26 protein-coding genes are annotated in these 26978 nt (G+C 65.5%); 18 read left to right on the top strand and 8 right to left on the bottom strand.

Annotated elements, in window-relative coordinates; all coding sequences use genetic code 11:
- The first annotated feature begins 50 nt into the window (after positions 1–50).
- Positions 51–1082, top strand: coding sequence for a LacI family DNA-binding transcriptional regulator (locus AC0J42_RS13710; protein WP_473006560.1), 1032 nt, complete (start codon positions 51–53; stop codon positions 1080–1082).
- Here AC0J42_RS13710 and AC0J42_RS13715 read toward each other — a convergent pair whose 3' ends face one another.
- The 3 genes from AC0J42_RS13715 to AC0J42_RS13725 are packed head-to-tail and all read right to left on the bottom strand — an operon-like array spanning position 1083 to position 3384.
- Positions 1083–2147: a maleylacetate reductase gene (locus AC0J42_RS13715; RefSeq protein WP_473006562.1), complete on the bottom strand. Its 1065-nt coding sequence runs from the start codon at positions 2145–2147 to the stop codon at positions 1083–1085. It abuts the gene before it with no gap.
- Positions 2122–2550 carry a nuclear transport factor 2 family protein gene (locus tag AC0J42_RS13720; protein ID WP_473006563.1) on the bottom strand — a complete coding sequence of 143 codons (429 nt, stop codon included), beginning with the start codon at positions 2548–2550 and terminating at the stop codon, positions 2122–2124. Before AC0J42_RS13720 ends, AC0J42_RS13715 begins: the two co-directional genes overlap by 26 nt.
- A 21-nt stretch (positions 2551–2571) precedes the next feature.
- Positions 2572–3384, bottom strand: coding sequence for a dioxygenase family protein (locus tag AC0J42_RS13725; RefSeq protein WP_473006564.1), 813 nt, complete (start codon positions 3382–3384; stop codon positions 2572–2574).
- Positions 3385–3512: 128 nt separating this feature from the next.
- On the opposite strand from AC0J42_RS13725, the gene AC0J42_RS13730 reads away from it, so the two are divergent.
- The 10 genes from AC0J42_RS13730 to AC0J42_RS13775 all read left to right on the top strand — a co-directional run bounded on the left by AC0J42_RS13730 (position 3513) and on the right by AC0J42_RS13775 (position 14357).
- Positions 3513–4427, top strand: a complete 915-nt coding sequence (locus AC0J42_RS13730) for a LysR family transcriptional regulator (RefSeq protein WP_473006565.1) — start codon at positions 3513–3515, stop codon at positions 4425–4427.
- Between the two features lie 181 nt (positions 4428–4608).
- Complete coding sequence (locus AC0J42_RS13735) at positions 4609–6084, top strand: sugar porter family MFS transporter (protein ID WP_473006854.1); 1476 nt, start codon at positions 4609–4611, stop codon at positions 6082–6084.
- 45 nt (positions 6085–6129) lie between these two features.
- Positions 6130–7026: an intradiol ring-cleavage dioxygenase gene (locus AC0J42_RS13740; RefSeq protein WP_473006566.1), complete on the top strand. Its 897-nt coding sequence runs from the start codon at positions 6130–6132 to the stop codon at positions 7024–7026.
- A 41-nt stretch (positions 7027–7067) separates the two neighbouring features.
- Positions 7068–7934 (top strand): sugar phosphate isomerase/epimerase family protein, encoded by an 867-nt coding sequence (locus tag AC0J42_RS13745; RefSeq protein WP_473006567.1) that lies wholly within the window; start codon positions 7068–7070, stop codon positions 7932–7934.
- 106 nt (positions 7935–8040) lie between these two features.
- A complete protein-coding gene (iolG, locus tag AC0J42_RS13750) occupies positions 8041–9036 on the top strand; it encodes an inositol 2-dehydrogenase (protein WP_473006568.1) in 996 nt (331 codons plus the stop codon).
- A 24-nt stretch (positions 9037–9060) separates the two neighbouring features.
- Positions 9061–10152, top strand: a complete 1092-nt coding sequence (locus tag AC0J42_RS13755) for a Gfo/Idh/MocA family protein (RefSeq protein WP_473006569.1) — start codon at positions 9061–9063, stop codon at positions 10150–10152.
- A gap of 108 nt (positions 10153–10260) precedes the next feature.
- The gene (gene chvE / locus AC0J42_RS13760; protein ID WP_416424098.1) at positions 10261–11331 is read left to right on the top strand and encodes a multiple monosaccharide ABC transporter substrate-binding protein; all 1071 of its coding nucleotides are present in this window, start codon (positions 10261–10263) and stop codon (positions 11329–11331) included.
- Positions 11328–12854, top strand: a complete 1527-nt coding sequence (gene mmsA, locus AC0J42_RS13765) for a multiple monosaccharide ABC transporter ATP-binding protein (RefSeq protein WP_473006570.1) — start codon at positions 11328–11330, stop codon at positions 12852–12854. The genes chvE and mmsA overlap by 4 nt, the downstream gene beginning before the upstream one ends.
- On the top strand, positions 12851–14041 hold the full coding sequence (gene mmsB / locus AC0J42_RS13770; protein WP_473006571.1) for a multiple monosaccharide ABC transporter permease: 1191 nt from the start codon (positions 12851–12853) through the stop codon (positions 14039–14041). Before mmsA ends, mmsB begins: the two co-directional genes overlap by 4 nt.
- A 4-nt stretch (positions 14042–14045) precedes the next feature.
- On the top strand, positions 14046–14357 hold the full coding sequence (locus tag AC0J42_RS13775) for a Dabb family protein (RefSeq protein WP_473006572.1): 312 nt from the start codon (positions 14046–14048) through the stop codon (positions 14355–14357).
- A 43-nt stretch (positions 14358–14400) separates the two neighbouring features.
- Here AC0J42_RS13775 and AC0J42_RS13780 read toward each other — a convergent pair whose 3' ends face one another.
- Entirely contained in the window at positions 14401–15324 is a 924-nt protein-coding gene (locus tag AC0J42_RS13780; RefSeq protein ID WP_473006573.1) for a LysR family transcriptional regulator, read from the bottom strand.
- A gap of 268 nt (positions 15325–15592) precedes the next feature.
- Here AC0J42_RS13780 and AC0J42_RS13785 point away from each other — a divergent pair, with 268 nt between their 5' ends.
- Positions 15593–16372, top strand: coding sequence for a sugar phosphate isomerase/epimerase family protein (locus tag AC0J42_RS13785; protein WP_473006574.1), 780 nt, complete (start codon positions 15593–15595; stop codon positions 16370–16372).
- 244 nt (positions 16373–16616) lie between these two features.
- Here the strand turns inward: AC0J42_RS13785 and AC0J42_RS13790 are convergent, their stop codons facing one another.
- Positions 16617–17234: a TetR/AcrR family transcriptional regulator gene (locus AC0J42_RS13790; RefSeq protein ID WP_473006575.1), complete on the bottom strand. Its 618-nt coding sequence runs from the start codon at positions 17232–17234 to the stop codon at positions 16617–16619.
- Between the two features lie 129 nt (positions 17235–17363).
- Here AC0J42_RS13790 and AC0J42_RS13795 point away from each other — a divergent pair, with 129 nt between their 5' ends.
- The 5 genes from AC0J42_RS13795 (at position 17364) to AC0J42_RS13815 (ending at position 23114) form a co-directional block, all read left to right on the top strand.
- Positions 17364–18590 carry a serine hydrolase domain-containing protein gene (locus tag AC0J42_RS13795; protein ID WP_473006577.1) on the top strand — a complete coding sequence of 409 codons (1227 nt, stop codon included), beginning with the start codon at positions 17364–17366 and terminating at the stop codon, positions 18588–18590.
- 25 nt (positions 18591–18615) lie between these two features.
- Entirely contained in the window at positions 18616–19719 is a 1104-nt protein-coding gene (locus AC0J42_RS13800; RefSeq protein WP_416424106.1) for a polyamine ABC transporter substrate-binding protein, read from the top strand.
- 144 nt (positions 19720–19863) lie between these two features.
- Positions 19864–20658, top strand: a complete 795-nt coding sequence (locus AC0J42_RS13805; RefSeq protein WP_473006578.1) for a TorF family putative porin — start codon at positions 19864–19866, stop codon at positions 20656–20658.
- Positions 20659–20690: 32 nt separating this feature from the next.
- Positions 20691–22538 carry a CocE/NonD family hydrolase gene (locus AC0J42_RS13810; protein WP_473006579.1) on the top strand — a complete coding sequence of 616 codons (1848 nt, stop codon included), beginning with the start codon at positions 20691–20693 and terminating at the stop codon, positions 22536–22538.
- 9 nt (positions 22539–22547) lie between these two features.
- On the top strand, positions 22548–23114 hold the full coding sequence (locus AC0J42_RS13815; protein WP_473006580.1) for a DUF3237 domain-containing protein: 567 nt from the start codon (positions 22548–22550) through the stop codon (positions 23112–23114).
- Positions 23115–23257: 143 nt separating this feature from the next.
- Here the strand turns inward: AC0J42_RS13815 and AC0J42_RS13820 are convergent, their stop codons facing one another.
- Positions 23258–23797, bottom strand: coding sequence for a TetR family transcriptional regulator (locus tag AC0J42_RS13820; RefSeq protein ID WP_473006581.1), 540 nt, complete (start codon positions 23795–23797; stop codon positions 23258–23260).
- Positions 23798–23941: 144 nt separating this feature from the next.
- On the opposite strand from AC0J42_RS13820, the gene AC0J42_RS13825 reads away from it, so the two are divergent.
- Positions 23942–24730 carry an SDR family NAD(P)-dependent oxidoreductase gene (locus tag AC0J42_RS13825; protein ID WP_473006582.1) on the top strand — a complete coding sequence of 263 codons (789 nt, stop codon included), beginning with the start codon at positions 23942–23944 and terminating at the stop codon, positions 24728–24730.
- Between the two features lie 9 nt (positions 24731–24739).
- Here AC0J42_RS13825 and AC0J42_RS13830 read toward each other — a convergent pair whose 3' ends face one another.
- Together AC0J42_RS13830 and AC0J42_RS13835 are read right to left on the bottom strand one after the other, a co-directional pair.
- The gene (locus tag AC0J42_RS13830) at positions 24740–25651 is read right to left on the bottom strand and encodes a hypothetical protein (protein ID WP_473006583.1); all 912 of its coding nucleotides are present in this window, start codon (positions 25649–25651) and stop codon (positions 24740–24742) included.
- Positions 25648–26928 (bottom strand): AAA family ATPase, encoded by a 1281-nt coding sequence (locus AC0J42_RS13835; RefSeq protein WP_473006584.1) that lies wholly within the window; start codon positions 26926–26928, stop codon positions 25648–25650. The genes AC0J42_RS13830 and AC0J42_RS13835 overlap by 4 nt, the downstream gene beginning before the upstream one ends.
- Positions 26929–26978: the final 50 nt, after the last annotated feature.

A 26978-nucleotide genomic window follows, 5' to 3' on the forward strand; every position in this document is an offset into this window, starting at 1 on the left:
TGCGCTGACCTCGTCAAACCCCAAAAAGACCTCAGAAAAACCTCACGCCCATGACCCTTCTCGAACGCGCCCGGCACTTCTCCATCAAGCAGCTCTCGACCCAGGCCGGGGTCAGCAAGGCCACCGTCGACCGCGTGCTGCACCAGCGCGGCAGCGTGCATTACCAGACCCAGCGGCGCATCGAGCAGGCCCTGGGCGAACTGGAGGCCCAGGAGCAGAACGGCCTGGCCGTGGGCCGCACCTTCCATGTCGATGTGATCATGCACACGCCCAAGCGCTTCAGCGCCGCCGTGCAGGCGGCCATCACCCAGCAGCTGGGCAGCCTGGCGCCGTTCCGCATTGCCCCGCGCTTTCACCTGTTCGAGGAAATCGAGCCCCAGGCCATGCACGACCAACTGCTGCGCTGCCTGCACACCGGCAGCCAGGGCGTGGTGCTGAAGGCCGCCGACGAGCCGGTGGTGAACCAGGCGGTGAAGCAGCTAAGCGCCGCCGGCATTCCCGTGGTGACCCTGGTCACCGACCTGCCGCACAGCGAGCGCATCGGCTATGTGGGCATGGACAACCGCACCGCCGGGCAGACCGCCGCCTACCTGCTGTCCCGCTGGCTGGCGCCTCAGGCGCAGCAGGTGGCGGTGGTCATCGGCAGCGCCTTGTTCCGCGGCGAGGAGGAGCGCGAGATGGGCCTGCGCATGTGGCTGCGCGCCCACGCCCCGCACGTGCAGGTGATTGATATCAGCGGCGGCTATGGGGTGTACGAGCGCACCCGCGAGCGGGTTACCGCGGCGCTTGCCCAGCACCCCGGCTTGCGCGCGGTGTACAGCGTGGGCGGCGGCAACCGCGCCATCGTCGACGCCTTCGCCGCGTGCGGGCGGCCGCTGGAGGTGTTCATCGGCCACGACCTGGACGAGGAAAACCGCCAGCTGCTGGAAGAACAGCAGATGGCTGCGGTCATCGACCACAACCTGCAGGTGGATGCACGCAACCTGTTCCTGCACATCCTGCAGTACCACCGGGTGTGGAAAACGGGGCCCATCGCACCCTCGCAGGTGCAGATCGTCACCCCGTTCAACCTGCCGTACTGATTACTGCGGGCGCACGCCGTCGTAGGCGTCCTGCAGCAGCTGGCGAATGGCCGTGGCCTCGATGGCGCGCGGGTTCCAGTAGGGGTTGGAAAGGGCGATGTCGGTGGCGCGGTCCAGGTCGACCTCGGTCAGGCCCAGGTCCTTGAGGCGGGTGGGCGCGCCCAGCGAGCTGGACAGGTCGAACAGCGCCTGCGCCGGGCTGCTGTCCACGCCCAGCGCGCGGCTGATGCGCGACAGCGCCGGCGCCGCCGACTGGTTGTAGGCGATGGCGTGGGGCAAGACGATGGTGTGGGTTTGCGCGTGGGGCAGGTTGAAGCTGCCGCCCAGGGTGTGGCACAGCTTGTGGTGCAGGGCCATGCCGACGTTGCCCAGCACCGTGCCGCACAGCCAGGCGCCGTACAGGCAGTCGCCACGGGCAGCCAGGTCGGCGGGGTCGCGGTGGATGCTTTTCAGGCCTGCGGCCAGGGCGCGGATGCCTTCCTCGGCCATCAGCGACATCACCGGGTTGCCGTCCTGGGCGTACAGCCCTTCGGCGGCGTGGGCGATGGCGTTCATGCCGCTGGTGATGGACATTTCCACCGGCAGGCTGACGGTCAACTCAGGGTCGTAGATCACGGTTTTCGGCAGCACGCGCGGGTCTTTGCCGGTGCGTTTCAGGCCGTTTTCGGTGAGGCCGAACACCGGGGTCATCTCCGAGCCGGCGTAGGTGGTGGGAATGGCCAGAATCGGCAGGCCGGAATCCATGGCAATGGCCTTGCCCAGGCCGGTGGTGGAGCCGCCGCCAATGGCCACGGCGCAGTCTGCGCCCAGGCGCCGGGCTACCTCGCGGGCTTCGCGCGCGGTCTCGATGGGCACGTGCATCACCGCCTTGTCGAAAATGTCGGCGGCGCGCTCACCCAGCAATTGCGCAATGTGCTCGGCCTGGGCGCGCTGTTCGGGGGTGCACAACACCAGCGCGCGCTTGGCGCCCAGGCGGTCGATCTCCGCTTCCAGCTGTTGCAGCGAACCCTGGCCGAAGATGACGCGTGACGGCTGGCCGTTATAGACGAATGGGGGCGTGGACATGGGGCAGGTCTCCTTGAGAAGTGACGGGGCGCTGGACGACGGCGGTGGGCTGGTAGGCGACCAGCGCCCATTGCCCGCCGCTGTTGAGCCAGACGCTCAGCGTGCGGTTGTGCAGGGTCTTGGCGACACCGTGGGAGGTGATGTCGGCCGTCATCTCGCCGAACGCCAGGGCGGTGTCGCCCAGGCGGCGCACCTCGTGCACCTGGTGGTCGATGCGGTGGTACAGGTACAGGCCCTGGCGGCACTTTTCCAGATAGGCGGCCAGGGTGTCCTTGACGCCATTGGAATGCACGTAGACCAGGTCCGGGTGGGCAAGCCGTGCGAAGGTGTCCAGGTCGCCCAGGCGCATGGCCTGGTAGCGCTGGTGTTCCAGCGCGGCAATGGCAGCGTGATCGTCGTGCAAGGGGGCCTCCAGGGGCAGGGTTCAGGCGTGTTTCGCCAGGACAAAGTCGAACGCAAGGGTGTAGAACACCTCGTCGCTGTGGCCGCCATCGGGCGTGGCGCCTGCCGGCTGGCATTGCCACTGGGTGATCAGCGACGGGCGCACGGCAAACAGCGCGTCCGAGTCCAGGTACGGGTCGCCTTCACGGTACACATGGGTGGTCAGCGGCTGGTAGCCGCTGGCGCTTACCGAAAACGCCAGGTGCGCCGGGCGCCAGGCATGGCGGTTGAGCACGCTCAGCAGCTGGTTCACCGGGCCGTCGTGGCGCACTTGCTGGCTGCCGGGCAACGAGGTGCTGAAATGGTAGCGGCCCTGGTCGTCGGCCTGCAGCAACGCCTCCACCCCGGCCACGCGCAGGTGCAGTTCGGCGTAGGGCACGGCGGCGCCCTTGTCGTCGCGTACCACGCCCTGCACGTAGCCCTTGGGGCCGCCCAGGTGCGGGTTGATGTCGGCGCCCAGGTCGTGCAGCACGGCACTCGGGCCGGGGGCTACGTAGAAGGCGGTGGCCTGGGTGCAGGCCGCCGGCTTGCGCTCGTTCTGCGCCAATACCAGGGTCGACAGCCCCAACACGTTGGACAGCAGCGCGAATTCCTCGCTGGCCGGCGCCACCTGGCCCACCTGGCCAAGAAACTCGATACCCTGGCGCCATTCGGCTTCGGTCAGCTTGATGTCCCGGGCGAAGGCGTGCAGGTGCTGCACCAGGCTGGTCATCAGCTCGCACAGGCGCGCATCGCCGGTGCCGCGGTTAGAGGCCAGCACTGCCTGGGTAATGGTGGTTTCGTCCAAATCGCGCATCGTCACTCCTGCGGGGCAGCACGCTTCTCAGCCTGTAGCGCCGCACGTTATAGTTCCGCAGGATGTAAGAAAAGGCCGCTCGCGGAATTCTTTATTTCACCTGTGAAAAAATAAAAAGGACGTACACAGTGGACCGCCTGACCGAACTTGAGCTGTTTGTACTGACCGCCGAAGTGGGCACCCTGAGCAAGGCGGCAGAGATTCTGGGCCTTTCCAACGCCGCCGCCAGCCGCCACCTGGTGGCGCTGGAGCAGCGCCTGAACACGCGGCTGATCGACCGCAATACCCGGCGCCTGGCCCTGACCAATTCCGGCCACCAGTTCTATGCCAGCTGCAAAAGCCTGCTGGGCGAACTGAAGGAAGCCGAGGCCTCGCTGAGTGAATCGCTGGTGCAGCCGGTGGGCACGCTGACCATCACCTCGTCGATTTCCTTCTGCATGCTGCACATCGCGCCGCTGATTCCGGCGTTCCGCAAGCTGTACCCGCACATCACCGTGAAGCTGCTGGGCGAGAACCGCTACTTCGACATCATCGACAGCGAGATCGACCTGGCCATCCGCACCAAGGAATACGAGCCGGACTCCAACATCACCATTCGCCGCCTGGCCGAGACCCGCCGGGTGCTGGCGGCGTCCCCCGGCTACCTGCAGCGCAAGGGCACGCCCAGGTCGATCGACGACCTGGCCAACCATGACCTGCTGATCTACAGCCACGCCAACCAGCCGCGCACCCTGCGCTTCACCCGAGGCAAGGAAGAGGCGGCGTTCAAGGCCGAGCCGATCCTGGAAACCAACGACGGCCAGATAGTGCGCGCTGCCGCCCTGGCCGGCGGCGGCATCCTGGTGCAGCCCAAGTACATCATCAACGCCGACTTGGTGGCGGGGCGCTTGATACCGGTGCTGGACGATTGGGATTTGCCACGGCTGACCATCAACATGGCGTTCCAGAGCCGGCGCTACATGCCGGCGAAGTTGCGGGTGTTCATCGAGTTTCTGCTGGCTGATTTCAACACGCACGAATACGAGCGTCATTGGACGCGTTGAGGGTTGTTTAAATGTGCGGCGCTTGCGGACGCGGCCTGCGGCCGCTGCTACGGGGGGGCGGCGTCCGGCGGCGCCGCGGTGTTGCTGGGAATATGCGGTACATCAGTCTTCCACCCAGCGGAAAACACAATTGCCGTTACGGCATTTTTCTTCCACTTCAACCCCGGTAGTCTCGACCCCACTGAGCGAACACATAAATTCAATAAAGGTTGACCTCATGCCCCGCACTCAAGCCGCTACCGGCGCGTCCGCGAAAATCCTCTGGCGCATTGCCGCCATCACCACCATGGGCTCGTTGGGGTTCGGTTACGACACCGGGGTCATCTCCGGCGCATTGCCATTCATGGCCCTGGAACCCGCCCAGGGCGGCCTGGGCCTTACGCCCATGTCCGAAGGCCTGGTGGCCTCGGCACTGATCTTCGGCGGCGCTTTCGGCGCACTGTTCGCCGGCCAACTCTCCGACCGTTATGGCCGCCTCGGCGTGCTCAAGGCCCTGGCCGTGCTGTTTGCCCTGGGCGCCCTGGGCACTGCGCTGTCGCCCACCCTGTGGAGCATGGTCGCCACCCGTTTCGTGCTGGGCATCGCCGTGGGCGGCGCCTCGTCGGCAGTGCCGGTGCTGATCGCCGAGCTGGCCGCGCCCAAGCATCGCGGCCGGCTGGTGTGCCAGAGTGAACTGATGATTGTCTCCGGCCAATGCCTGGCCTACATCGCCAGCGCCGGCCTGGTGCACCTGTTCGAAAGCCCCTCGGTGTGGCGCTACATGCTGGCCATCGCGCTGATTCCGGCGGCGCTGCTGTACGTGGGCATGCATTTCGTGCCTTCGTCGCCGCGCTGGTTGGTCAGTAAGGGCCGCATCGACGAAGCCAAAGCCACGTTGCTGGGCATCCGCGACACCCACCGCGAAGTGGACCGTGAGTTGAAGGAAATCATCGCCCAGTGCGACGTCGAGCGCCGCCATGGCGGCAGCCTGGCCAAGCTCGCCGAGCCCTGGCTGCTCAAGCTGCTGGGCATTGGCATCGCCCTGGGCTTCATCATCCAGTTCACCGGCGTCAACGCCTTCATGTACTACACCCCCATGATTCTCAAGGAAACCGGCATGGGCACCCACGCCGCCCTGATCGCCACCATCGGCAACGGCGTGGTGGCGGTGGTGGCGACGCTGATCGGCATGTGGTTGATCAACCGCCTGGGCCGGCGCACGATCCTGCTGCTGGGCCTGACCGTGGTGGTGCTGGCGCAGATCTTCCTCGGCGTGGTGATGAACTTCATGCCCCACTCGCTGCTGCAAAGCTACCTGGCGCTGGGCGGCGTGCTGATGTTCCTGTTCTTCATGCAGATGTGCATCGGCCCGGTGTACTGGCTGCTGATGTCCGAACTGTTCCCCACCCACGTGCGCGGTTTGATGAACGGCATCAGCGTCGGCATCTTCTGGCTGTTCAACGCCGTCGTCGCCTTCGCCTTCCCGCTGATGCTCAGCGTGATGGGCGGCATGACCTTCTTCCTGTTCGCCGTCATCAACATCGGCTCCATCGTGTTCTGCACCTTGTGGTTGCCTGAAACAAAGGGCATGACCCTGGAGCAGATCGAGCAATTCATGCAGCAGCGCCTGGGCGGCCGCACCTGGCGCCGCGCCAGTGCCAACGCCAATCCCTGCTGACACCGACCACCGGCCTTCCACAATAATGATCAAGGACATCAAGCCATGACTGCTCACCTGAACACCGACACGCCCGTAGGCGGGCTCTTCGAGGAAGAGCGTTCGGCCGAGATCGTCAACGCGCGCATCACCGCCGAAGCCGACCCGCGCCTGCGCGAGGTCATGTCAGTCATCACCCGCCACCTGCACGCGGCTATCAAGGAAATCGAGCCCACCCACGAAGAGTGGTTCAAGGCCATCGAATTTCTCACCACCACCGGCCATATGTGCACCGACTGGCGCCAGGAATACATTCTGCTGTCTGACGTGCTGGGCGTGACCATGCTGGTGGACGCCATCAACCACCGCCGCCCCAGTGGCGCCACCCCCAACACCATCCTCGGCCCGTTCTACGTGGCCGACGCGCCGCGCTACGAGAACGGCGCCAACATCTGCCTGGACGGCAAGGGCGAGCCTACCCTGGTCAGCGGCCGGGTGCTGGACACCGCGGGCAACCCGGTGGTCGGTGCCACCCTGGACATCTGGCAGACCAACGACGACGGCTTCTACGACGTGCAGCAGAAGGGCGTGCAGCCCGAGTACAACCTGCGCGGCCTGTTTACCACCGACGCCGACGGCTACTACGCCTTCCGCACGGTGAAGCCACGGCATTATCCGATTCCGGCCGACGGCCCGGTGGGCAAGCTGCTAGGCCAGCTGGGGCGCCACCCCAACCGCGCCGCGCACCTGCACTTCATCGTCACCGCGCCCGGCTACGACCAGGTCATTACCCACATCTTCACCCCCGACTGCCCGTACCTGCACGAGGACACGGTGTTCGGCGTGAAGAAAGAGCTGATCGCCGAATTCACCACGCAGCGCGACGCGGCCACGGCCCAGCGCTACGACCTGCAAGTGCCTTACCTGGCCGTGAACTGGGACTTCGTCCTGACTACGGCCTGATACCTCGACCCGATCTTCAACGACAATCAAAAGTGATCGACATGCCCGACAAAAACGTTGAACTGCTTGCAGCCTACTGGACCCTGGCCGGTGATACCTACCCCGGCGCGCCCAGCGAGATCAGCCCGTTTTCCCTGCAGGCGCGTGCCGAGGCGGCCGCCAAGGCCGGCTGGCGCGGCATGGGCCTGGTGCACGCGGACTTGGTGCACAACGTCGCCAAGCTGGGCATCTCCACCGTGCGCAACATTCTCAAGGACAACGGCATCAAGCACGTGGAGGTCGAGTTCCTGACCGACTGGCACCTGGAAGGTGACGTGCTGGCGGCCTCCCACGTGATTCGCGACGAGCTGCTGGAAATAGCCGGCGAGCTGGGCGCGCGCAGCCTGAAAGTGGCCGGCGGCCTGTTCGAGGAAGGCCCACCTGACGTGGCGCGCATGCGTGACGCCTTCGCCATCCTCTGTGATGCCGCGGCGCCCTATGGCACCAACGTGGTCATCGAGTTCCTGCCGTTCTCCAGCGTCAACACCATCGACCGCGCCATCGCCGTCACCGAAGGCGTGCGCCCCAACGGCGGCCTGCTGGTGGACACCTGGCACGTGGCCCGTGGCGGCATGAGCTTCGACGAAATCAGCAAGATCCCGCTGGAACTGATCAAGTCCATCGAGCTGGACGACGCCAACCATGCGGTGGTCGAGTCGTTCTTCAACGACTCCACCCACCACCGCAAGCTGTGTGGGGAAGGGCAGTTGGACGTGCCGGAGTTCATTCAGCAAGTGGTCAACGTCGGCTACCGCGGCCCCTGGGGCGTGGAGCTGATCAGCGCCGAGCTGCGCAAGCTGCCCCTGGACGTCGCGGCCAAGCGGGCCTTCGACACCACCATGGCGCAGTTTGAAAACATCAAGTTCTGAAAAAAATGTGGGAGTTGGCTTGCCAGCGAGCCTTTCAGCCGTTCAACAGCTCGCTGGCAAGCCAGCTCCCACACATACAAACAACAGCGTTTTCAGGAGAAACAACATGGTAGGTATCGCAGTGCTGGGCGCAGGCCGTATCGGCAAGATCCACGCCGCCAACGTGGCCGCGAGCAAACTGGCCAAACTGGTGGTGGTGGCCGACCCCTTCGCCGAAGCGGCCTCGCGCCTGGCCGATGAGCTGGGCGCCGAAGCCATGACCGATTGCGAGGCGGCCATCGACCGCGCCGACGTCGATGCCATCGTCATCGGCACGCCCACCCACACCCACATCAACCTGATGCTGCGCGCCGTGCGCCAGGGCAAGGCGGTGTTGTGCGAAAAACCCATCGACCTGGACATGGCCAAGAGCCTGGCCGCGGTGGAAGAAGTGGAGCGCCTGAACGGCCGCGTGATGCTGGCCTTCAACCGCCGCTTCGAGAGCACCTTCGCTGAAATGCGCGCTGCCATCGACGCCGGCGACATCGGCGAAGTGCGCCAGGTGGTCATCACCAGCCGCGACCCGGGCCTGGCACCGGAAGACTACATCCAGCATTCGGGTGGCATCTTTCGCGACATGACCATTCACGACCTGGACATCGGCCGCTGGCTGCTGGGCGAGGAGCCGGTGGAAATCAACGCCATCGGCAGCCGCCTGATTGACCCGGCCATGATGGAAAAGTACGACGACTACGACACCGCCATGGTGCAGATGCAGACCGCCTCGGGCAAGCAGTGCCACATCAACAACTGCCGCAACGCGGTGTACGGCTACGACCAGCGCATCGAGGTGTTCGGCGCCAAGGGCATGCTGCAAATGGACAACCTGCGGCCCACTACCATCCGCCGCTGGAGCCAGGACGTTACCGACGCCCGCGAGCCGTTGCTGAACTTCTTCCTGGAACGCTACCAGCAGGCCTACAAGTCGGAACTGGAAGCCTACATCGACGCCCTGGTGCACAAGAAGCCGCTGCCCACCACCGTGCAGGATGGCCTGAAAGCCCTGAAACTGGCCGACGCCTGCGTGGAATCGGTGGCCAGCGGCCGCACGGTCAAGATTTAAGCCGCGGATAACAGGAGAACAACCATGACTTACCAACGTGAGCGCGGCACCCCAATCGGCGTGGCCTGCCTGGGCATTACCCACCCGCACACCTCGGGCCGCGTCAAGGCCTTCAAGCGCCTGGTCAACGTGCAGTTCCACGGCGCCTACGACGACACGCCGCTGCTGCAGCCGTTCTGCGACGCCCTGGACGTGCAGCCGCGCAGCAAGGAAGAAATCCTCGCCGACCCCAACGTGCACATCGTGCTGGTGCACCCCAAGAGCTACCTGATGGCCGAGTGGGCCATCGAGGCCCTGGAAGCCGGCAAGGCAGTGCTGTGCGAAAAACCCGCCGGCCGCGGCACCCAGGACACCCAGCGTATCGTCGAAGCCGTCGAACGCACCGGCGGCCTGTTCCAGGTGGGCTACTGCTGGCGCTACGCGCCGTCGGTGGAAAAGATGCAGCAGGTGCTGCAGAGCGGCGAGATCGGCAAGGTGCTGCAGGTGCGCGCCCACGCCGGCTGCTCCCACGACGAGGCCGACACCAACCACATGAAGCAGCCGGGCGACCGTGGCGGCGCGTTCTACGTGATCGGCTGCCACACCATCGATCGCATCCTGCTGCACTTCGGCAAGCCGAAATCAGTGAACGCGCGCATCACCAAGTTCGCCGGGCAGATGAGCGATTCGGCCCGCGAAGATGCCGTGGGCGCGGTGCTCAACTATGACGACAAGCTGGTGACCATCGACTTCATGTCCTGGGACCCGATGCCCTGGACCGAAAGCTGGGACATCACCGCCTACGGCACCCACGGCGTGATGCATTCCACGCCCATGCCGGCCTCGTACAAGCTGTACCACGACGGCAAGAACGGCCACCAGCAGGGCTGGACCCACTGGAACGAAAACAGCTTCCCGGAGATCTGGGCGGTGCGCAAGACGGTCTATTCGCCGGAAATCGCCGAGATCGGCAACCCGGTGTATTTCGACCGCGAAGCCGCGGCCTTCATGCACTCGGTGTACACCGGCGCGCCATCCAACGTGCCGGCCACCCAGGCCCATGACATCAACGTGATCCTCGAGGCACTGTTCGAGTCCGCTGATGCCAACGGCCAGGAAGTCACCCTGGCGCTGTAACACCACCCGCAGTCCCGGTACGCGAAGTGCCCGCTCGGCTCGATTGATTTCGAGCCGACTGGGGCTCTGCATGCCCGAGAAAACCACAACAACAAAGTCGAGGACGCCATGCATACATTCATCAAGGCCGCTGCTGTCGTGATACTGGGGGTGGCACTGGCCGCCTGCAACAAACAGGAAACCAACACCAAGGGCACCATCGGCATCGCCATGCCGTCGAAAACCGAGGCGCGCTGGGTGTCGGACGGTGCCAACATCGTCGACTCGCTCAAGCAGCTGGGCTACGACACCGACCTGCAATACGCCCAGTACGAGGCGCCCACGCAGCTGTCGCAAATCGAAAACATGATGGTCAAGGGCATCAAGGGCCTGATCGTCGCGCCCATCGACGGCACCACCATGGCCGACGTGCTCAAGCAGGCGAAGGAGAAGGGCATCAAGGTCATCAGCTATGACCGGTTGATCCGCAATTCCAAGGACTTCGACTACTACGTGACCTTCGACAACTACCGCACCGGTGTGCTGCAGGGCCAGTCCATCGTCGATGCGCTGCACCTGAAGGAAGGCAAGGGCCCGTTCAACCTGGAAATTTTCGCCGGCTCCACCGACGACAACAATGCCCACGTGGTGTACGCCGGGGTGATGTCGCAGCTCAAACCTTACATCGACAGCGGCAAACTGGTGATTCGCAGCGGCCAGCAGGCCATCGACAAAGTGGCCACGCCGAACTGGGACGGGGCCCTGGCCCAGGCGCGCATGGACAACCTGCTCAGCGCCTTCTACAGCACCGCGCACCTGGACGCCGTGCTGGCCATGAACGACCAGATCGCCAACGGCGTGGTGTCCTCGCTGCGCGGCGTGGGCTACGGCAGCGGCAAGGCAGCGATGCCGATCGTCACCGGCCAGGACGCCGAAGTGGGCAGCGTCAAGTCGATCATCCGCGGCGACCAGACCTCCACCGTCTTCAAGGACACCCGCGCGCTGGCCGGGGCTGCCGCGCAGATGATGGACGCCGAACTCAGCGGCAAGGCGGTCAGCGTCAACGACACCACCTCCTATGACAACGGCTCCATGGTAGTGCCCACCCAGCTGCTGACCCCGCAACTGGTGAACGGCGGCAATTGGCAGAAAGTGCTGGTGGACGACACCAAGTTCTACACCCAGGCGCAGCTGCAATGATTCTGCAGATGCGCGACATCCGCAAAAGCTTCGGCGCGGTGAAGGCGCTGAGCGGTGTCAACCTCAAGGTGGGCGCGGGCGAGATCCACGCCATCTGCGGCGAGAACGGTGCCGGCAAGTCGACGCTGATGAAGATCCTCAGCGGCGTCTACCCCCACGGCAGCTTCGACGGTGAAATCATTTTCGACGGTGCACCGCGCACCTTCCAGCGCCTGCGTGACAGCGAGGCGCTGGGCATCTGCATCATCCACCAGGAACTGGCGCTGGTGCCGATGCTGTCGATCACCGAAAACCTGTTCCTGGGCAACGAGATCGCCCACCACGGCGTGATCGACTGGGACGCGGCGCACCTCAAGGCCCGCGACCTGCTGGCGCGGGTGGGCCTGGACGCACGGCCGCAGACCCTGGTGGGCAACCTGGGCATCGGCCAGCAGCAAATGGTGGAAATTGCCAAGGCGCTGGCCAAGGACGTGCGCCTGTTGATCCTCGACGAGCCCACCGCCAGCCTCAACGAGAAAGACAGCGACACCCTGCTGCGGCTGATGCTGGAGCTGAAGGGGCGCGGCATCACCTCGATCATCATCTCGCACAAGCTCAACGAGATAGGCCGGGTGGCCGATGAGATCACGGTGATCCGCGATGGCAGCACCGTCGACGTCATCGACTGCCGCGCCGACGGCATCGACGAGGGCAGGGTGGTGCGCAGCATGGTCGGCCGCGAGCTGTCCGACCGCTACCCCACGCGCGTGCCGGCCCTTGGCGAGACGCTGTTCGAGGTACGCGATTGGTCGGTGGGCGACCCCCAGCGGCCCGAGCGCGACCGCGTGCGCAACATCAACTTCCACGTGCGCCGCGGCGAAGTGGTGGGCATCGCCGGCTTGATGGGCGCCGGCCGCACCGAGTTCGCCATGAGCGTGTTCGGCCGTTCCTACGGTGTCAACGTGCGTGGCACGGCGCGTCTGGAGGGCCGCGAGGTGGACCTGGGCACTGTGCGCAAGGCCATCGACCAGGGCCTGGCTTACGCCACCGAAGACCGCAAGGGCGCCGGCCTGGTGCTGGGCGACAGCATCACCCACAACACCTCCATGGCCAACCTGGCCGCCGTGTCGCGGCGCTGGGTGATGAACGAACTGGGCGAGACGGCGGTGGCCGACGGCTTTCGCGCGCGGTTGCGTATTCGCAGCCCGGACGTGACCCAGTCGGTGGAAAAGCTCTCGGGCGGAAACCAGCAGAAAGTGGTACTGGGCAAGTGGCTGTTCTCCGACCCCAAGGTGCTGATCCTCGACGAGCCCACCCGCGGCATCGACGTGGGCGCCAAGTACGAGATCTACGGTGTGGTCAACCAGGTGGTCAGCGAAGGGCGCGCGGTGGTGATGATCTCTTCGGAGATGCCTGAGCTGCTGGGCACCTGCGACCGCATCTATGTGATGAACGAAGGGCGTTTCGTGGGCGAGTTCCTCGCCGCCGACGCCTCGCAGGAAAAAATCATGCACGCAATCATGAAAAACGAGGTGATCCAATGAGTGAAGCCAGCCTGCCTCTCTCTTCCAAACCCGGCCCCCTGACCTCGTTCAAGCGCGGCGCGCGCGAGTATGGCCTGCTGGTATCGCTGATTGTCATCATGGTGTTCTTCCAGGTGGCCACCGGCGGTGCGCTGATGCAACCGCTGAACCTCACCAACCTGCTGCTGCAGAACAGCTACATCGTAGTGATGGCGCTGGGCATGCTGATGGTCATCGTCTGCGGCCATATCGACCTGTCGGTCGGTTCGGTGGTGGGCGTGGTCGGCTCCATCGCCGCAGTGCTGATGGTGCAGTACCGCCTCGATTTCTTCACCGTTACCCTGATCTGCCTGCTGGCCGGTGGCTTGATCGGCGCAGCCCAGGGCTATTGGGTGGCGGTGTGGGGCATGCCGTCGTTCATCGTTACCCTGGCGGGCATGCTGATTTTCCGCGGCGCTACCATTGCCATCTCCCAGGGGCAGTCCATCGGCCCGTTCCCGCCGGCGTTCTCGGCCATCAGCTCAGGCTTCGTGCCGGAACTGTTCAGCCATGAACAGCTGCGCATCACCTCGCTGCTGCTGGGCATCGCCGTGGCCGTGGCGTTCTGGGTGATCGAATACCGCAGCCGCCTGCGTACCTTGAAAAGTGGCGGCAACGTGGCGCCGATGCTGGTGTTCGCCCTGAAAAACGGCGTGGTCACCGCGCTGATCGGGTACTTCTGCTACCTGCTGTCCACCTACCGTGGCATCCCCACGGTGCTGGTGATCATGAGCGTGCTGATTGGCCTGTACACCTTCATCATGAACCGCACGGTGATCGGCCGCTGGGTGTACGCGGTGGGCGGCAACCTCAAGGCGGCGCGGCTATCGGGCATCAACACCGCGCGGGTGACCTTCTTCGCCTTCGTCAACATGGGCGTGCTGGCGGCGGTGGCGGGGCTGATCTTCGTCGCGCGCCTGAACAGCGCCACCCCGCGCGGCGGCACCGGCTTTGAACTGGACGTGATTGCCGCGGTGTTCATCGGCGGCGCCTCGGCCTCCGGTGGCGTGGGCAAGGTGGTGGGCGTGGTGATTGGCGCGTTCATCATGGGCGTGCTGAACAACGGCATGTCGATCATGGGCATCGGTATCGATTACCAGCAGATGATCAAGGGGGCGGTGCTGCTGGCCGCCGTGTTCGTGGATGTTTACCAGAAGAACAAGGGCTGAGGCCATGGATGACAAGACCGTCAAGCATATCGTGATGTGGAACCTGGCGGGGGACACCCCGGAGCGCAACCGCCAGGCCTGCCAGTTCCTCAAGGAGCAGTTCGAAGGGCTGGCGGGGTTGATTCCGGGACTGCTGAAGATCGAAGTGGGGGTGGACTTCAGTCGTATCGACTACGCCTGCGACGTGGTGCTGTACAGCGAGTTCGCCTCGGCCCAGGCCCTGGCGGCCTACGCCACCCACCCCGAGCACCTGCGGGTGAAGCGCGTGCTGGGCGATTGCCGCATTGCGCGGCACCAGGTGGATTACGTGGTGTAAGCGAAAACCCCGTAGCAGCGGCCGCAAGGCCGCGTCCTGGCCATCACGCCTGTGTCTGGTTCAACGCATACGGCCCCTCACGCAACTCACGGCGCAAGTAATCAATACACACCCGCACCTTGGCCGACTGGTCGGTGCGGGCCACGGTTACTGCCCACACATCCGCCGGCTGGCTCCATTTCGACAGCACCCGCACCAGGCGGCCGTCGCCCAGTTGCTGCCGCACGTTCCAGTCCGCCATCATCACGATGCCGTGCCCGGCCAGGCACCAGCGCAACGCCACCTCGCTGTCGTTGGACGCCAGGCTGCCCGTCACGTTGACCGTCTCCCAGCGGTCGGGCCCCTTGAGCTTCCACGTGCCGAACGGCTCGTCGCGGTCGCGGAACACCATGCAGTCGTGGTTGGCGAGGTCTGTGGGCGTACGCGGTCGGCCATGTCGCTCCAGGTAGGCGGGGCTGGCGCACAGGATGCGCGGGGTGCTGGCGATGTGATGGGGGATCAGCCCTGGTTCTTCCACCTCGCCAACGCGGATGTCGATGTCGAAGCCTTCCTCGATCAGATCCACCCGCCGGTCCATCAGTTCCAGCCACACCAGCAACCCCGGGTGGGCCTGCTGCAGCGCGCCGATGAGCGGCGCGATATGCCGCCGGCCCAGGCGTTGGCTGGAACTGACCCGCAGCGCCCCCGTGGGTTCGGCCCGCGCGCCGGCTAGCTGTTCTTCCAGTGCGCGGGCCTGTTCCAGCAGCGCCTGGGCGTACTGGTACACGGTGGTGCCGGCTTCCGAGATTTTCACCTTGCGGGTGGTGCGGTGCAGCAGTTTGACCCCCAACGCCGTCTCCAGCTGCTTGATGCGCTTGCTCACCGACGCCTGGGTGACGCCGCTGGCCTGGGCCGCACCGAGGAAACTGGCGTGGCGCACCACCAGGCAGAACAGCTGCAGGTCGCGCAGGGGGACGTCGTTTAACACCGTGAAGGTCCTTGTCGGCGGGTGAGGGCGGTCATCATAACGCAGCCCACTTGTGGGGAATGGGCGCAGGGGGTGGAATTAACAGAAAGTCCACAATGGAATAAATTCAACGCATTGATTTGTATGGTTAATGACGAATTTGAGCGCTGTGTAGACGCGCCTGTGGGCAACGTGCAGTGGGCTGATTGGCAGACGGCGATTTGACCACCCGCCAGGCGGGTTTCACCATTCGCCGCACACGACATTGACCCGCTACAAGGACGCACAGATGAAATTCGGATGGTGTGGCACCCTCGACAAAGCCCACGACATGGCCGCCGCTGGCCTGGACTACATCGAGGTGCAACTGGTGCCGTTGAACCTTGAAGATGACGCCGCCTTCGCCGAGGCCAAACAGCGCATCCGCGATCTGCCCCTGCCGGCGCTGGCCTCCAGCTACCTGTTCCCGCGCGACTTCAGGATAGTCGGCCCGCAGCGCGACGAGCCACGCAACCGCCGCTACTTTGAGCGCGTGGTGCAGCTGCTGGCCCTGGCCGGCACGCGCATCGTGGTGCTGGGCAGCGGCTGGACCCGCGACATTCCACCCGGCTGGAGCCGCGCCCAGGCCGAAGACCAGTTCGCCCACACCCTGGGCTGGTGCGCCGACCTGCTGCAAGGCGGCCCTACCACGCTGGTGATAGAGCCGCTGAACCGTAGCGAATCGAACCTCATCAACAGCGTGGGCGAGGGCGTGCAATTGGCGCGGCGCGTGAACCGCAACGAAGTACGCGGCCTGGCCGACTTCTACCACATGGACCAGGAGCACGAGCCGTTGGCCGAGGTCGGCGCCTACCCGGGCTGGCTGAGCCACGTGCACCTGGCCGACACTGGCCGCCTCAACCCCGGCACTGGCCAATACGACTACGACAGCTTCTTCCGCCACCTGCAAGCGGGCGGCTACCAGGGCCTGCTGAGCAGCGAATGCAGCCTGCCCAATGGCGCCGACCCTGTGCAGGCCATGCGCGAAAGCGCCACCTTCCTGCGCCAAAAATGGCAAACAGCCTCGTAGCAGCAACTGTGTTGTGGCAGCTGCCGTCAGGCGGCGTCCGGGGGCCCTGGGGCACCCCGAGCACCTGTGGGTAAAACGCGCCCTGGGCGCCTGCCGCATTGCCCGGCACCAGGTGGATTACGTGGTGTGAACGCATGGGGCTGGCAGCATCACCCAACCGCGTATATCGCAGGGCCCCTGTAGCAGCGGCCGCAGGCCGCGTCCAAAGGCGCCGCGGTTGTCCGGACGCAGCCTTCGGCAGCTGCTACGCGGTAGCGGGCCGCGGCGCCAAGCCGTCGAACAGCATCTGCGTCATCTGCCGCACCCGCGCCTGGTGCGCGGTGAAGTCCGGTGGGTCTTCCTGTACCAGGCGCATGAACTGCATCGAGCTGTAGTCGTTGAGGAAGTACGCCACGAAATCCACGTCGATGGCCTGGTTCAACAACTGGCGCGCCTGCAGGTCGCGCAGCAGCCGCGCTATCTCTTCCACCAGCCGCGCGTTCAGCGGCAGCACGGTCGCAGGCTTGGGCCCCACCAGCCCCAGCGGTAGCAGCTCGCGCCAGATGCTGGGCGGCAGCACCTGCAGTTCGTGCTGCACGATCAGCGCTTCGAGGTGGCACATGGCGTCCACGGCGTTATCGAACGCCGGCATCGACAGCTGGGCATCGGTGACGGCGCGCAGGTCGGCCTGTTCCACCACCGCCAGCAGAATGTCCTGCTTGCTGCCGAAGTAGTTGAACACCGTGGGGATCGACACCCCGGTGCGCTCGGCTATCTGCTCCACCGTGGTGGCGGCGAACCCCTGGTCGTCGAACAAGCCCAGCGCCGCCTCGAGAATGGCTTCTCGCCGCTGCTGCTTCTGCCTTTCCCGCAATCCGCTCATGCCGTCTCCCGCACCCCGAAGGTTTAAGTGCTTGATTCTAATCGAAGGATTAGTCGAGGCAAATGTTTTATTTGACTAAAACGTTTTATCGCAATAAAACTATTCCCATCACGACAGAGGGAAGCGTTCATGACCACCGATTTTCACCAGGCCTTGCGCAGCGCCTACGCTGCCACCGACGCCGAGCCGCACCCGGCGTTGATGCAGGGCTTCCCGCCGCAGCCAGCGGCGCGCGTCACCTGGCACAACTTCATGCAGCCGCCGTACAACCGCTGGGCGTTCCTGAACCTGGGCCGTATTCGCCCCAGCATCAGCGTTCCCCGTGGCCAGGCGCCGGCGCAGCCGCTGCCTCAGGGCGAACCACGGCTTGAAAACTTTCAGTTTCACAGCGCCTCGGGGGCCAGCGTGGGCTTGCACGAGCACCTGTTGGCCAGCTGCACTGACGGCTGGCTGGTGATGAAAGCGGGGGCGGTGGTGCAGGAGCGCTATTTCAACGGCCACGCGCCGATGAAGCGGCACATCATGTTCTCGGTGACCAAGTCGCTGATCGGCCTGCTGGCCCAGGACCTGGTGCGCCAGGGCGTGCTGGTGGAGCAAGCGTTGGCCACGGCCTACGTGCCGGAGCTGGCCGGCAGCGCCTTCGGCGACGCCACGGTGCGGCAGCTGCTGGACATGGCGGTGGCCATCGATTACGACGAGGTCTACGACGACCCGCGCTCGGGCAGCTCGCAGTTCGGCTACGCCTGCGGCCTGACGCTGCCGCCCGCCGACGTGCAGGCAGCTTACCAATCGCTGTACGAATACCTGCCCGCCACCCGCAAGAACGGCGAGCACGGCGGCTTCTTCCACTATGTCACCGCCACCACCGAGGCCCTGGCCTGGGTGATGGAGCGCGCCAGCGGCGTCAGCTGCGCCCAGCAGTTGAGCACGGTGTGGCAGGGCCTGGGCTGTGACCGCGACGGCTTCTTCATCGCCGACCCCTGGGGCCGCAACGTCGCCGGCGCCGGCTTCAACGCCACCCTGCGCGACATGGCCCGCTTCGGTGCCATGCTACTGGCCGGCGGCCAGGGCCTGCTGCCGCGGCAGGTGATCGACAACGTGCTGGCCGGCGGCGACCCGGCGGTGTACGCCGCCAACCCGGCGTTCGCGCAGTGGAGCCCCGGTGCCACCTACCGCAGCCAGTGGTACGTGTACCCCGGCGAGGCGCTGCTGGCGGTGGGCATTCATGGCCAGTACCTTTACGTGGATTTCAGCCGCCAGGTGGTCATCGTCAAGCAGTCCTCGCTGCCGGTGGCCGAGAGCGTGCTGGACGTCGACACCCTGCGCCTGATCCGGGCGCTGGCAACCGCGCTGTAACCCTGACCTTTGCTGGAGTCTTTCGATGAAACGCTTGTTATCCGCCAGCCTGGCCGGGCTGTTGTGCGCGGTGGCGGGGCTGGGCGCCCGGGCCGAACCCATCGGCGGCCAGTTGCACATCTACAACTGGATCGAGTACCTGCCCAAGGACGTGCTTGAAGACTTCAGGCAGCGCACCGGCATCGAGGTGATCTACGACATCTTCGACAGCCCGCAAACCCTGGAAGCGCGCCTGCTGACCGGCAACTCCGGCTACGACGTGGCGTTCCCCAGCAGCAGCCAGCTGCCGACGCTGATCAACTCGGGGGCGGTGCTGCCGCTGGCCCGCCAGCAACTGCCGAACTGGCAGCAACTGGACCCTGTGCTGATGCACCAGCGCGAAGGCCTGGACCCGGGCAACCGCTTCGCCGTGCCGTACCTGTGGGGTAGCACGCTGCTGGGCTACAACAAGGCCAAGGTCGAGGCGGTGCTGGGCAAGGGCGTGGACATGCGCGACTACGACCTGCTGTTCAAGCCCGAGAACATCGCCAAGCTCAGCCAGTGCGGGGTGGCCATCCTCGACAGCCCCAGCGAGGTGTTCCCCATCGCCCTGAATTACCTGGGCCTGAACCCCAGCAGCAGCAACCCTGCCGACTACGACAAGGCCACCGCGCTGTTGCAGGCGATACGCCCGTACGTGCGCTACTTCAACTCGGCCAAGTACCCGCAGGATTTGGCCAACGGCGATATCTGCGTGGCCCTGGGCTGGTCGGGCGGCATGCTGGCGGCGCGCAACATGGCCAAGGCCGCGCACAACGGCAATGACATCGGCCTGGCCTTGCCACGCCAGGGCACGCTGATGTGGTCCGACGACATGGTCATTCCCAAGGGCGCGAAGAACCTGGTGCAGGCCCATGCCTTCATGGACTTCCTGCTGCAGCCGGCGGTGATCGCCCGCGTCAGCAACGAGATCGGCTACCCCAACCCCAACCCGGCCAGCACGCCGCTGATAGACCCGGCGTTGCGCGCCGAGGAAAACCTGTTCGTGCCGGACAAGGACCGCGGGCTGCTGTTCCAGATAGAGCCGCCGTCGTTGAAGGTGCAGCGCCTGATCACGCGCTTGTGGAACCGCATCCGCTCGGACGTCTGACCCCGTTCACCCGCTAACCCACACGGCCGGCTTCCTGAGCACGGCCCGGGCACCGCTGCACCCGCAACATTCACACACCAAAAACAAAACAGCTGTCGCTTGAACTTTTCTGCCATTTCAAACAAAACAACGGAGCAGAAGTACATGAACAAGTGGGTATTCGTGGCCGTGGGGCTCGCCAGTGCGAGCTGCACGTTGCCAAGCCAGGCCTTTGACCTGACCCCGGAGGTGATGCTCAACGTCGACGCCACCGCCGCCAGTGACTACCGGGTGGGCGGTTTCTCGCTGACCCAGGGCAACCCGGCGCTGTTGACCGCGGCCACCCTGGTGCACAAGCCCAGCGGGCTGTTCGCCGGGGTGTTCACCACCAACGTCGATTTCGGCACGGCCACGCGCCGGGAGTTCGACTACTACGCCGGCATTGCCCGGCCCCTGAGCCAGAACACACGCTTTTCCCTGGCCTACGTGGCCTACGACTACCCCAAGGACAGCTGGGTGAACTTCAACGAATGGATCGGCACGTTCGGCGTCTACGGCGCCACGCTGGGCTTCAAGTATTCCAGCAACCTGCAGAACCCGCCGGCGCGCCAGGCCCTGGCCGCGCAGCTGGCGCCCTATGGCGTGGTGATCAAGCCGCGCGACAACGACCGCTTCATCACCTGGGTGGAATACAACGTGCCGCTGCCGTACCAGACCCTGCTCAACCTGCGCTACGGCTACACCGACACCCACGATGACCAGGCCTACCAGGCCGGCGACGGCTCGTTCCGCAGCACCTACCGCGACTGGGGCGTGTCGCTGAGCAAGCCGTTCCTGGGCCTGCTGTGGAAGGCGGCCTACATCGATACCGACCTGTCCAGGGCCGAATGTTATTCGGCGTTCGGCAGCGCCGGCGACTGTTCCGCCACGGTGGTCGCGTCCGTGACCAAATCCTTTTGAGCCGTCTTTCACTGTGCAGGTCGAGGCCTTCCATGTTCGCGAAAAAATTCAATCACATCACCTGTGCGCTGGCCCTGTCGCTGCTGGCAAGCGTGGCCGTGCAGGCCGCCGAACCCGGCGCCCAGGAGGGGCCGGCGCGCAGCTGGCAGCCGTTCTGGGGCAAGCGCGTGACCGGCTACCTGGCCGCCGCCGACGGCACCCAGCTGCGCTATTCGGTGCTGCTGCCCAAGGGCGAGGGGCGCTTCCCGGTGGTGGTGCGCTACAGCGGTTATGACTCGGGCAGCATCGGCGGCCCGGCGTACCTGCACGACAACGAAACCTTCTCGGTGGCCACCGACAAGCAACTGGTGGAGCAGGGCTACGCGGTGATGGGCGTGCAGGCCCGTGGCACCGGCTGCAGCCAGGGCACCTTCGATTTCCTGGGCCCGGCCTATGGCCTGGACGGCCGCGACGCGGTGGAGTTCGCCGCCGCGCAGCCCTGGTCCAACGGTGACATTGGCATGTTCGGCTGGTCGTGGTCGGGCATGTCGCAATTGATGACGGCCGCCGCGCAGCCACCGCACCTGAAGGCCATCGCCCCGGGCATGGTGATCGGCGATGCGCGCAGCGACAGCTGGGCGCCGGGCGGGGTGCCGAACCAGGCGTTCACCACCTCGTGGCACTGGTTCGTGGACATGCGCTGGGACGCCGTGAAGGCCAGCGCCAAGGCCGAAAACGATGAGCGCTGCCTGGCCCAGGTCACCCAGAACCAGGCCAAGGTGGTCAGCACTTCATTGATGTACAACCTGCTGCGCCACCCGCTGCGCGACGCCTGGGCCAACCAGCGCAGCCCGCGCGAGCAGGCCGCGCGCATCAAGGTGCCGGTGCTGTCCATGCACAGCTGGCAGGACGAGGCGGTGCTGGCCCGCGAGGGCTATTACCAGGAGCGCCTGGACCCCAACCAGCTGTGGCTGGTGGAGTCCAGCGGCGGCCACAACCTGTATGAGTCGGAGCGCTTCCGGCAGAAGCTGATCGCCTTCCTCGACCACTTCGTCAAAGGCAAGGCCAACGGCTTCGAGCACAGCCCACGCGTGGAAGTGTGGCAGGAAACCGTGGCCGACCAGCGCGACGGCGGCCGCCATGAACCCAATGAAACCGCGCGGCCAGGCTGGACCATCGAGCGCGATCATTTCCCCCTGGCGGTGCAGCCGGTGACCTTTGCCCTGGGCGAACACGGCAGCCTGGTGGAGAACGGGCAGGGCGGCGGTGCGCCAGACAGCTACAACTACCCCATCCCCGGCCCGGAGGTGAACACCTACCTCAACGACAACGCCTGGGGCGCGCAGCACCCGGTGTGGAAACAGGGCAGCCTGGCCTACACCAGCGCGCCGTTGCAGCGTGACCTGCTGACCTACGGCACCGCCAGCGCCGACCTGTGGCTGACCACCTTCCTGGCGCCGGACACCGACCTGCAGGTGACCGTCACCGAAGTGCGCCCCGACGGCCAGGAGGTGTTCGTGCAGCGCGGCTGGCTGCGCATGTCCCTGCGCAAGCTGGACGAAGCGCGGTCCACCGCGCTGCGCCCCTGGTTGCTGGACGACCCGGACGGCATCCAGCCGATGCTGCCCAACGTGCCCGCCCTGGGCCGGGTGGAAATACCGCCGTTCTCGCACCCGTTCCGCAAGGGCTCGCGCCTGCGCCTGTGGGTGGACACGCCGTCCGGCACCGGCGGCTATGGCTTCGATTACTTCTCCATCCCCAGCCGCAACAGCGTGCTGCACGACGCCGCGCACCCTTCGCGCCTGGTGCTGGGTGAACTCACCGGGGTACCGGTGCCAGCGGCCCGGCCGGCCTGTGGCGCGCTGCTCAAACAACCTTGCCGTCCCGACCCTTTGAACTGAGGAAATACAATGCTTACTACTTTCAAGACCCTGACCGGCATCGCCTTCGCGGCTGCCCTGGCTGCGCCGTCCATGGCGGCTGAACTCAAGGAACGTATTCCTGACCGCCTGACCCACGAGCTGGTGATGCAGATCGACGTCCAGCTCGGCCCCCAGGAAGACATGGGCAAGGGCGCGGACGGCGCGCGCATCAACTACCCGATCATCGGCGGCACCTTCACCGGCAAGGGCATGAAGGGCACCGTGGTGCCGGGCGGCGCCGACATGTCGGTGACCCGCGACGACGGCGTCACCCACATCAACGCCCTGTACCGGCTCAAGACCGACGACGGCCAGGTGATCATCATCAACAACGCCGGCATCTGGCGCCTCAACGAGTCGGGGCTGGCGAAAAAGGCCAAGGGCCTTGCGATCAAGGATATGCAGGAGAGTGATTTCTACTGCCGCACCGTGCCGTCGTTCAAGACCGCGCCGGGGGCCCATGCGTGGCTGAACGACTACATCTTTACCGGCACCATCGATGGCATCAGCGAGCATGAGGTGCTGATCAGCGTGTACCGCGTGGGGGGCCAGTAACGTCCCGGACGCGGCCTGCGGCCGCTGCTATAGGGGATGTGAAACACCGTTGTGGGAGCTGGCTTGCCAGCGAGCTGTTGAGGCCCTCAATGCAACGCAGTTTTTTGCCCTCTGTAGCAGCGGCCGCAGGCCGCGTCCACGCACTACGAAGCCAACCCCGCCAACGCCTGCGCGCAACACGCCTGCAGAATCTCGTCCGCCAGCGCCGAATCGTCCGGACACGCCCTGGACAGCAGGATGGCCCCCACCAGGTGCGCCATCTCGTTGATGCGCCTGGCCCGCGCAGCATCACCTTGCGCCTGCTCCAGCGAGCGCTCGATCGCTTGCCCAAACACCTCTTTCACCTCCGCCGGCTGGCGCGACGCATCGGCCGACAGCGCGGCCATGGTGCAGCCATCGCCGGGCCCGTCGCGGTGCTCGCGCGACAGGTACTGTTTGATCAACGCCGCGCGCTCGGCCGTGCCGGTGCGCGCCTCGGTCTGGGCAAAACCGCAGGCCGCGGCCTCGGTCATCAGGTCGGCCTTGGAGCGGAAATGCTTGTAGAAGCCGCCATGGGTAAAGCCGGCGGCGCCCATCAGGTCCGCCACGCTGACGCCGTCGTAGCCGCGCTCGCGGAACAGGGTGGCGGCGGTGGCGACAATGTGCGCGCGGTTGGCCTGCGCCTGGGCCTTGGTGACCTTCATGTTCGTGCCTGCACAAATGGGGGAGTGACTGCCCGTCAGTATACATTGATGTTGATTGACATCAAAATGCTTGACGGTTTAGATTTCGGTCATCATCATAAATTCAATACTAACCCAGCACGTCCAACCCAGGAGCAGGACCTCATGAGCAAGCTTCCAGCTGTTTTGATCACAGGCGCGTCCAGCGGAATCGGCGCCACCTATGCACAACGTTTCGCCCGCCGCGGCCACGACCTGGTGCTGGTGGCCCGCAACAAGGAGCGCCTGGATGCCCTGGCGGCCCGCTTGCGTGACGAAAGCGGCGTCAACATTGATGTGCTGCAGGCCGACCTGACCCAGGCCCAAGACCTGGCGCGCGTGGAGCAACGCCTGGCCGAAGACGCCACCATTGGCGTGCTGATCAACAACGCCGGCGCCGGGCAGTCAGGTGGCTTCACCCAACAAACCGCCGCCGCCATCGACAGCCTGCTGGCCCTCAACGTCACCGCGGTGACCCGCCTGGCAGCCGCCATAGCCCCGCGCCTGGCGCAGGCAGGTGAGGGCGCCATCGTCAACATTGGCTCGGTGGTGGGGCTGGCCCCGGAACTGAACATGACCGTCTACGGCGCCACCAAGGCCTTCGTGCTGTTCCTGTCCCAGGGCCTGCACCTGGAACTGGGGCCCAAGGGCGTGTACGTGCAGGCCGTGCTGCCCGCCGCCACCCGCACCGAGATCTGGCAGCACTCGGGCATCGACATCAGCACCTTGCCCGAGGTGATGGAAGTCGAGGACCTGGTGGACGCCGCGCTGGTGGGCTACGACCGCCGCGAGCTGGTGACCATTCCGCCGCTGCACGTGGCCGAGCGCTGGGACGCGCTGGATGGCGCGCGGCGGTTGCTGCTGTCGGATCTGCGCCAGGCGCAGCCGGCCAAGCGTTATCGGGCAGCGGGCTAGGCCGCCGGTTCAGCCGATGCTTGCGGCGCGATCGTGGTCGTAAGGAGGCGCAGTGCCTGCCTCGCTAAACATGTATTCGCGGCACTGCTCGAAGACCCGTTGGGCAAGCGCGGCATCGCGTGCCCATAGCTGCTTGTAGGCGCGCAAGCAGCTGCAATGCGGCAGATTGGCCTCGGTCATGCTGGCGATGAGCCGCAGGTCCGAGGCGCTGGCGGTGCCTTGGGCCTGCGCCAGCAGTGCAGGGCCGAACAGGGCCAGCACGCGTGCCCGGTCACGGTGCAGTTGTTCGCGCCTATTGAGCCCGAAGAAGTCGATGATGATCTGCCCGCGCAACCGCCCGGGGCCATCGGCCTGGGCTGGAACTGCAACGGTGGCGATGAAGGTGACCAGGGTTTCCGGGTCTTCGCCATCGGCGCCGAGGGGATAGCACAGGTACGGTGCTTCGGCCGCAAGCTCGGCTGTCGTCGAATTGACCGCGCCACGCGGGCCTGCGACGGGGAAATAGTTGAGCTTGAACGTGGTGTTGCACACCTTGCAGGACGCGGCATAGTTGAGTGGGTCATAGGCTAGCCAGAAATAACCTGCTGGTGCTGCGTCCCCCATCGCGACTGAATAGGCGAGCTGCGGGTGCTTCCTGGGATCCGGCCACGCCAGGACAGATGACTTCGGCCGAAAATGCTCAAGGTCAAACTCGATGGTCCCGTACTGGGGGCTCTCGAATTGTCGCTCGCAAAACACGCACTTGTTGAACTGCACCTTCATGTAGACAGGTTTCACCTGGCTCCAGATCGAGGTTTTCTCCTGGAAAGCCCCCAGTTGCACCAGCTTGCGGGCGCGTTTGGCGGCGTTGCTCGACCATCGGGGCACAGCCGCTTCGATCGCATCCTCCAGGGCTGCCGGTGTGATGGAGTATTTGATCATTCCTGCCGCTTCCCACCCTTGGGTTCATCCGGGTCGGAAGGTAACGGCGCGGCTTGGGTAAGCTGGGCCAGGAAATCCAGCGCGGCGTTCGCGTCGCCCTCGGCAGCCTTGCGGAACAGTTGTTCGCCGTCCGCCTGGAACGCCTCCGGGCGCGTGGTCTGCATGCCGAAGTAGGAGGACAGCAGCAGTTGCTCCATGCTTCTGCCGTAGACGTGCTCTTCCAGCTGCCGGACGGTGGCGGTGCCGCCGGGCGCGGTGTCGGTGATGAACACGTTCTCGCGTTTTACCGTGCTGGCCACCAGCGGGCTGTGGGAGGTGAACACAAACTGCAGCTGCGGGAAGGCGGCGGCCAGGGAGGGCACGACGCCGCGTTGCCATTCCGGGTGCAGGTGCAGGTCGATCTCGTCCACCAGCACGATGCCGGGAATCTCGTCGATGGCCTTGCCCTCGGGCGTCACGTCGCAGAGGTGCCCCAGCAAGTCGGTCACCCAGCCGATGAAGGCCTTGTAGCCATCGGAAAGCGAAGTGAATGGGGTCGGCACGCCATCGAACAGGAACAGGTATTGCTCGTCTTCTTCATCCTGCTCGCCGGTGAAGCAGACGTTGCCCGGCAGCACGCTGTTGAGCAGGTTGATCACCCGGTTGAACCGCTGTGGGTTGCGCGATTGCAGTTTTCCCAGCCACGGCTGCAACGGCCGCAGCGCCACCTGGTCTTCGAACAGCCCGGCCAGGCGCTGGTAGCGCAGGCCGCGGGAACGGCGCGCGCTGCTGGGCGAATAGTCATCGGTCTCGACCCGGCGCGTTGCGCCATAGCCCACCATGAAGAATGCCGGCGACTTGTCGTCCTCCAGCAGGCGGGCGATGGGGGAGTCGGGGGTGCTGTCGAGGTGCAGGCGGTCCTGGCTGCCTTTCGGGCCGCGGGGTTCGAGGCGCGCCAGCAGTTCGAGCTTGCGGCTGCGGGGGGCGGCTGGCGAGTAGTCTTCGCCGGTGGCCACGGCCTCGATTTTCAACAGGCATTCCTTGACCGGGGCCTGCCCCAGGGCCGGCCGCCGTACCAGGCGGTACGGTACGAAACCGGAGTCCAGGAGCGCCGGCGCCAGTGCGGCGATGGCCAGCGCCCGCAGGATGGAAGATTTGCCGCCGCCATTGTCTCCCAGTATCAGGTTGACATTCTTCAACGCCGACACGCCCTTGCCAGTACGCCCCGGGTACTGCAGGCGCAGGACCGCCTTGCCGTAGCATTTGAAGTCGTAGATATGCAGGGATTTGGCGTACAAGAAAGAACCTCGCGGAAGCGGCTGCGGCATGACGAGCCATTCTGCGGGCG

The sequence above is a fragment of the Pseudomonas sp. Tav-5-1A genome (genome assembly GCF_055755055.1).

What these genes read in the sequence shown, in the direction of transcription:
- AC0J42_RS13710 (WP_473006560.1), top strand. Translation starts at nt 51, where the DNA reads ATGACCCTTCTCGAACGCGCCCGGCACTTCTCCATCAAGCAGCTCTCG.
- AC0J42_RS13820 (WP_473006581.1), bottom strand. Translation starts at nt 23,797, where the DNA reads ATGAAGGTCACCAAGGCCCAGGCGCAGGCCAACCGCGCGCACATTGTC.
- AC0J42_RS13740 (WP_473006566.1), top strand. Translation starts at nt 6,130, where the DNA reads ATGACTGCTCACCTGAACACCGACACGCCCGTAGGCGGGCTCTTCGAG.
- AC0J42_RS13745 (WP_473006567.1), top strand. Translation starts at nt 7,068, where the DNA reads ATGCCCGACAAAAACGTTGAACTGCTTGCAGCCTACTGGACCCTGGCC.
- AC0J42_RS13790 (WP_473006575.1), bottom strand. Translation starts at nt 17,234, where the DNA reads ATGAGCGGATTGCGGGAAAGGCAGAAGCAGCAGCGGCGAGAAGCCATT.
- AC0J42_RS13815 (WP_473006580.1), top strand. Translation starts at nt 22,548, where the DNA reads ATGCTTACTACTTTCAAGACCCTGACCGGCATCGCCTTCGCGGCTGCC.
- iolG (WP_473006568.1), top strand. Translation starts at nt 8,041, where the DNA reads ATGGTAGGTATCGCAGTGCTGGGCGCAGGCCGTATCGGCAAGATCCAC.
- AC0J42_RS13755 (WP_473006569.1), top strand. Translation starts at nt 9,061, where the DNA reads ATGACTTACCAACGTGAGCGCGGCACCCCAATCGGCGTGGCCTGCCTG.
- AC0J42_RS13805 (WP_473006578.1), top strand. Translation starts at nt 19,864, where the DNA reads ATGAACAAGTGGGTATTCGTGGCCGTGGGGCTCGCCAGTGCGAGCTGC.
- AC0J42_RS13715 (WP_473006562.1), bottom strand. Translation starts at nt 2,147, where the DNA reads ATGTCCACGCCCCCATTCGTCTATAACGGCCAGCCGTCACGCGTCATC.
- AC0J42_RS13825 (WP_473006582.1), top strand. Translation starts at nt 23,942, where the DNA reads ATGAGCAAGCTTCCAGCTGTTTTGATCACAGGCGCGTCCAGCGGAATC.
- AC0J42_RS13775 (WP_473006572.1), top strand. Translation starts at nt 14,046, where the DNA reads ATGGATGACAAGACCGTCAAGCATATCGTGATGTGGAACCTGGCGGGG.
- AC0J42_RS13785 (WP_473006574.1), top strand. Translation starts at nt 15,593, where the DNA reads ATGAAATTCGGATGGTGTGGCACCCTCGACAAAGCCCACGACATGGCC.
- AC0J42_RS13795 (WP_473006577.1), top strand. Translation starts at nt 17,364, where the DNA reads ATGACCACCGATTTTCACCAGGCCTTGCGCAGCGCCTACGCTGCCACC.
- AC0J42_RS13830 (WP_473006583.1), bottom strand. Translation starts at nt 25,651, where the DNA reads ATGATCAAATACTCCATCACACCGGCAGCCCTGGAGGATGCGATCGAA.
- AC0J42_RS13725 (WP_473006564.1), bottom strand. Translation starts at nt 3,384, where the DNA reads ATGCGCGATTTGGACGAAACCACCATTACCCAGGCAGTGCTGGCCTCT.
- mmsB (WP_473006571.1), top strand. Translation starts at nt 12,851, where the DNA reads ATGAGTGAAGCCAGCCTGCCTCTCTCTTCCAAACCCGGCCCCCTGACC.
- chvE (WP_416424098.1), top strand. Translation starts at nt 10,261, where the DNA reads ATGCATACATTCATCAAGGCCGCTGCTGTCGTGATACTGGGGGTGGCA.
- mmsA (WP_473006570.1), top strand. Translation starts at nt 11,328, where the DNA reads ATGATTCTGCAGATGCGCGACATCCGCAAAAGCTTCGGCGCGGTGAAG.
- AC0J42_RS13800 (WP_416424106.1), top strand. Translation starts at nt 18,616, where the DNA reads ATGAAACGCTTGTTATCCGCCAGCCTGGCCGGGCTGTTGTGCGCGGTG.
- AC0J42_RS13810 (WP_473006579.1), top strand. Translation starts at nt 20,691, where the DNA reads ATGTTCGCGAAAAAATTCAATCACATCACCTGTGCGCTGGCCCTGTCG.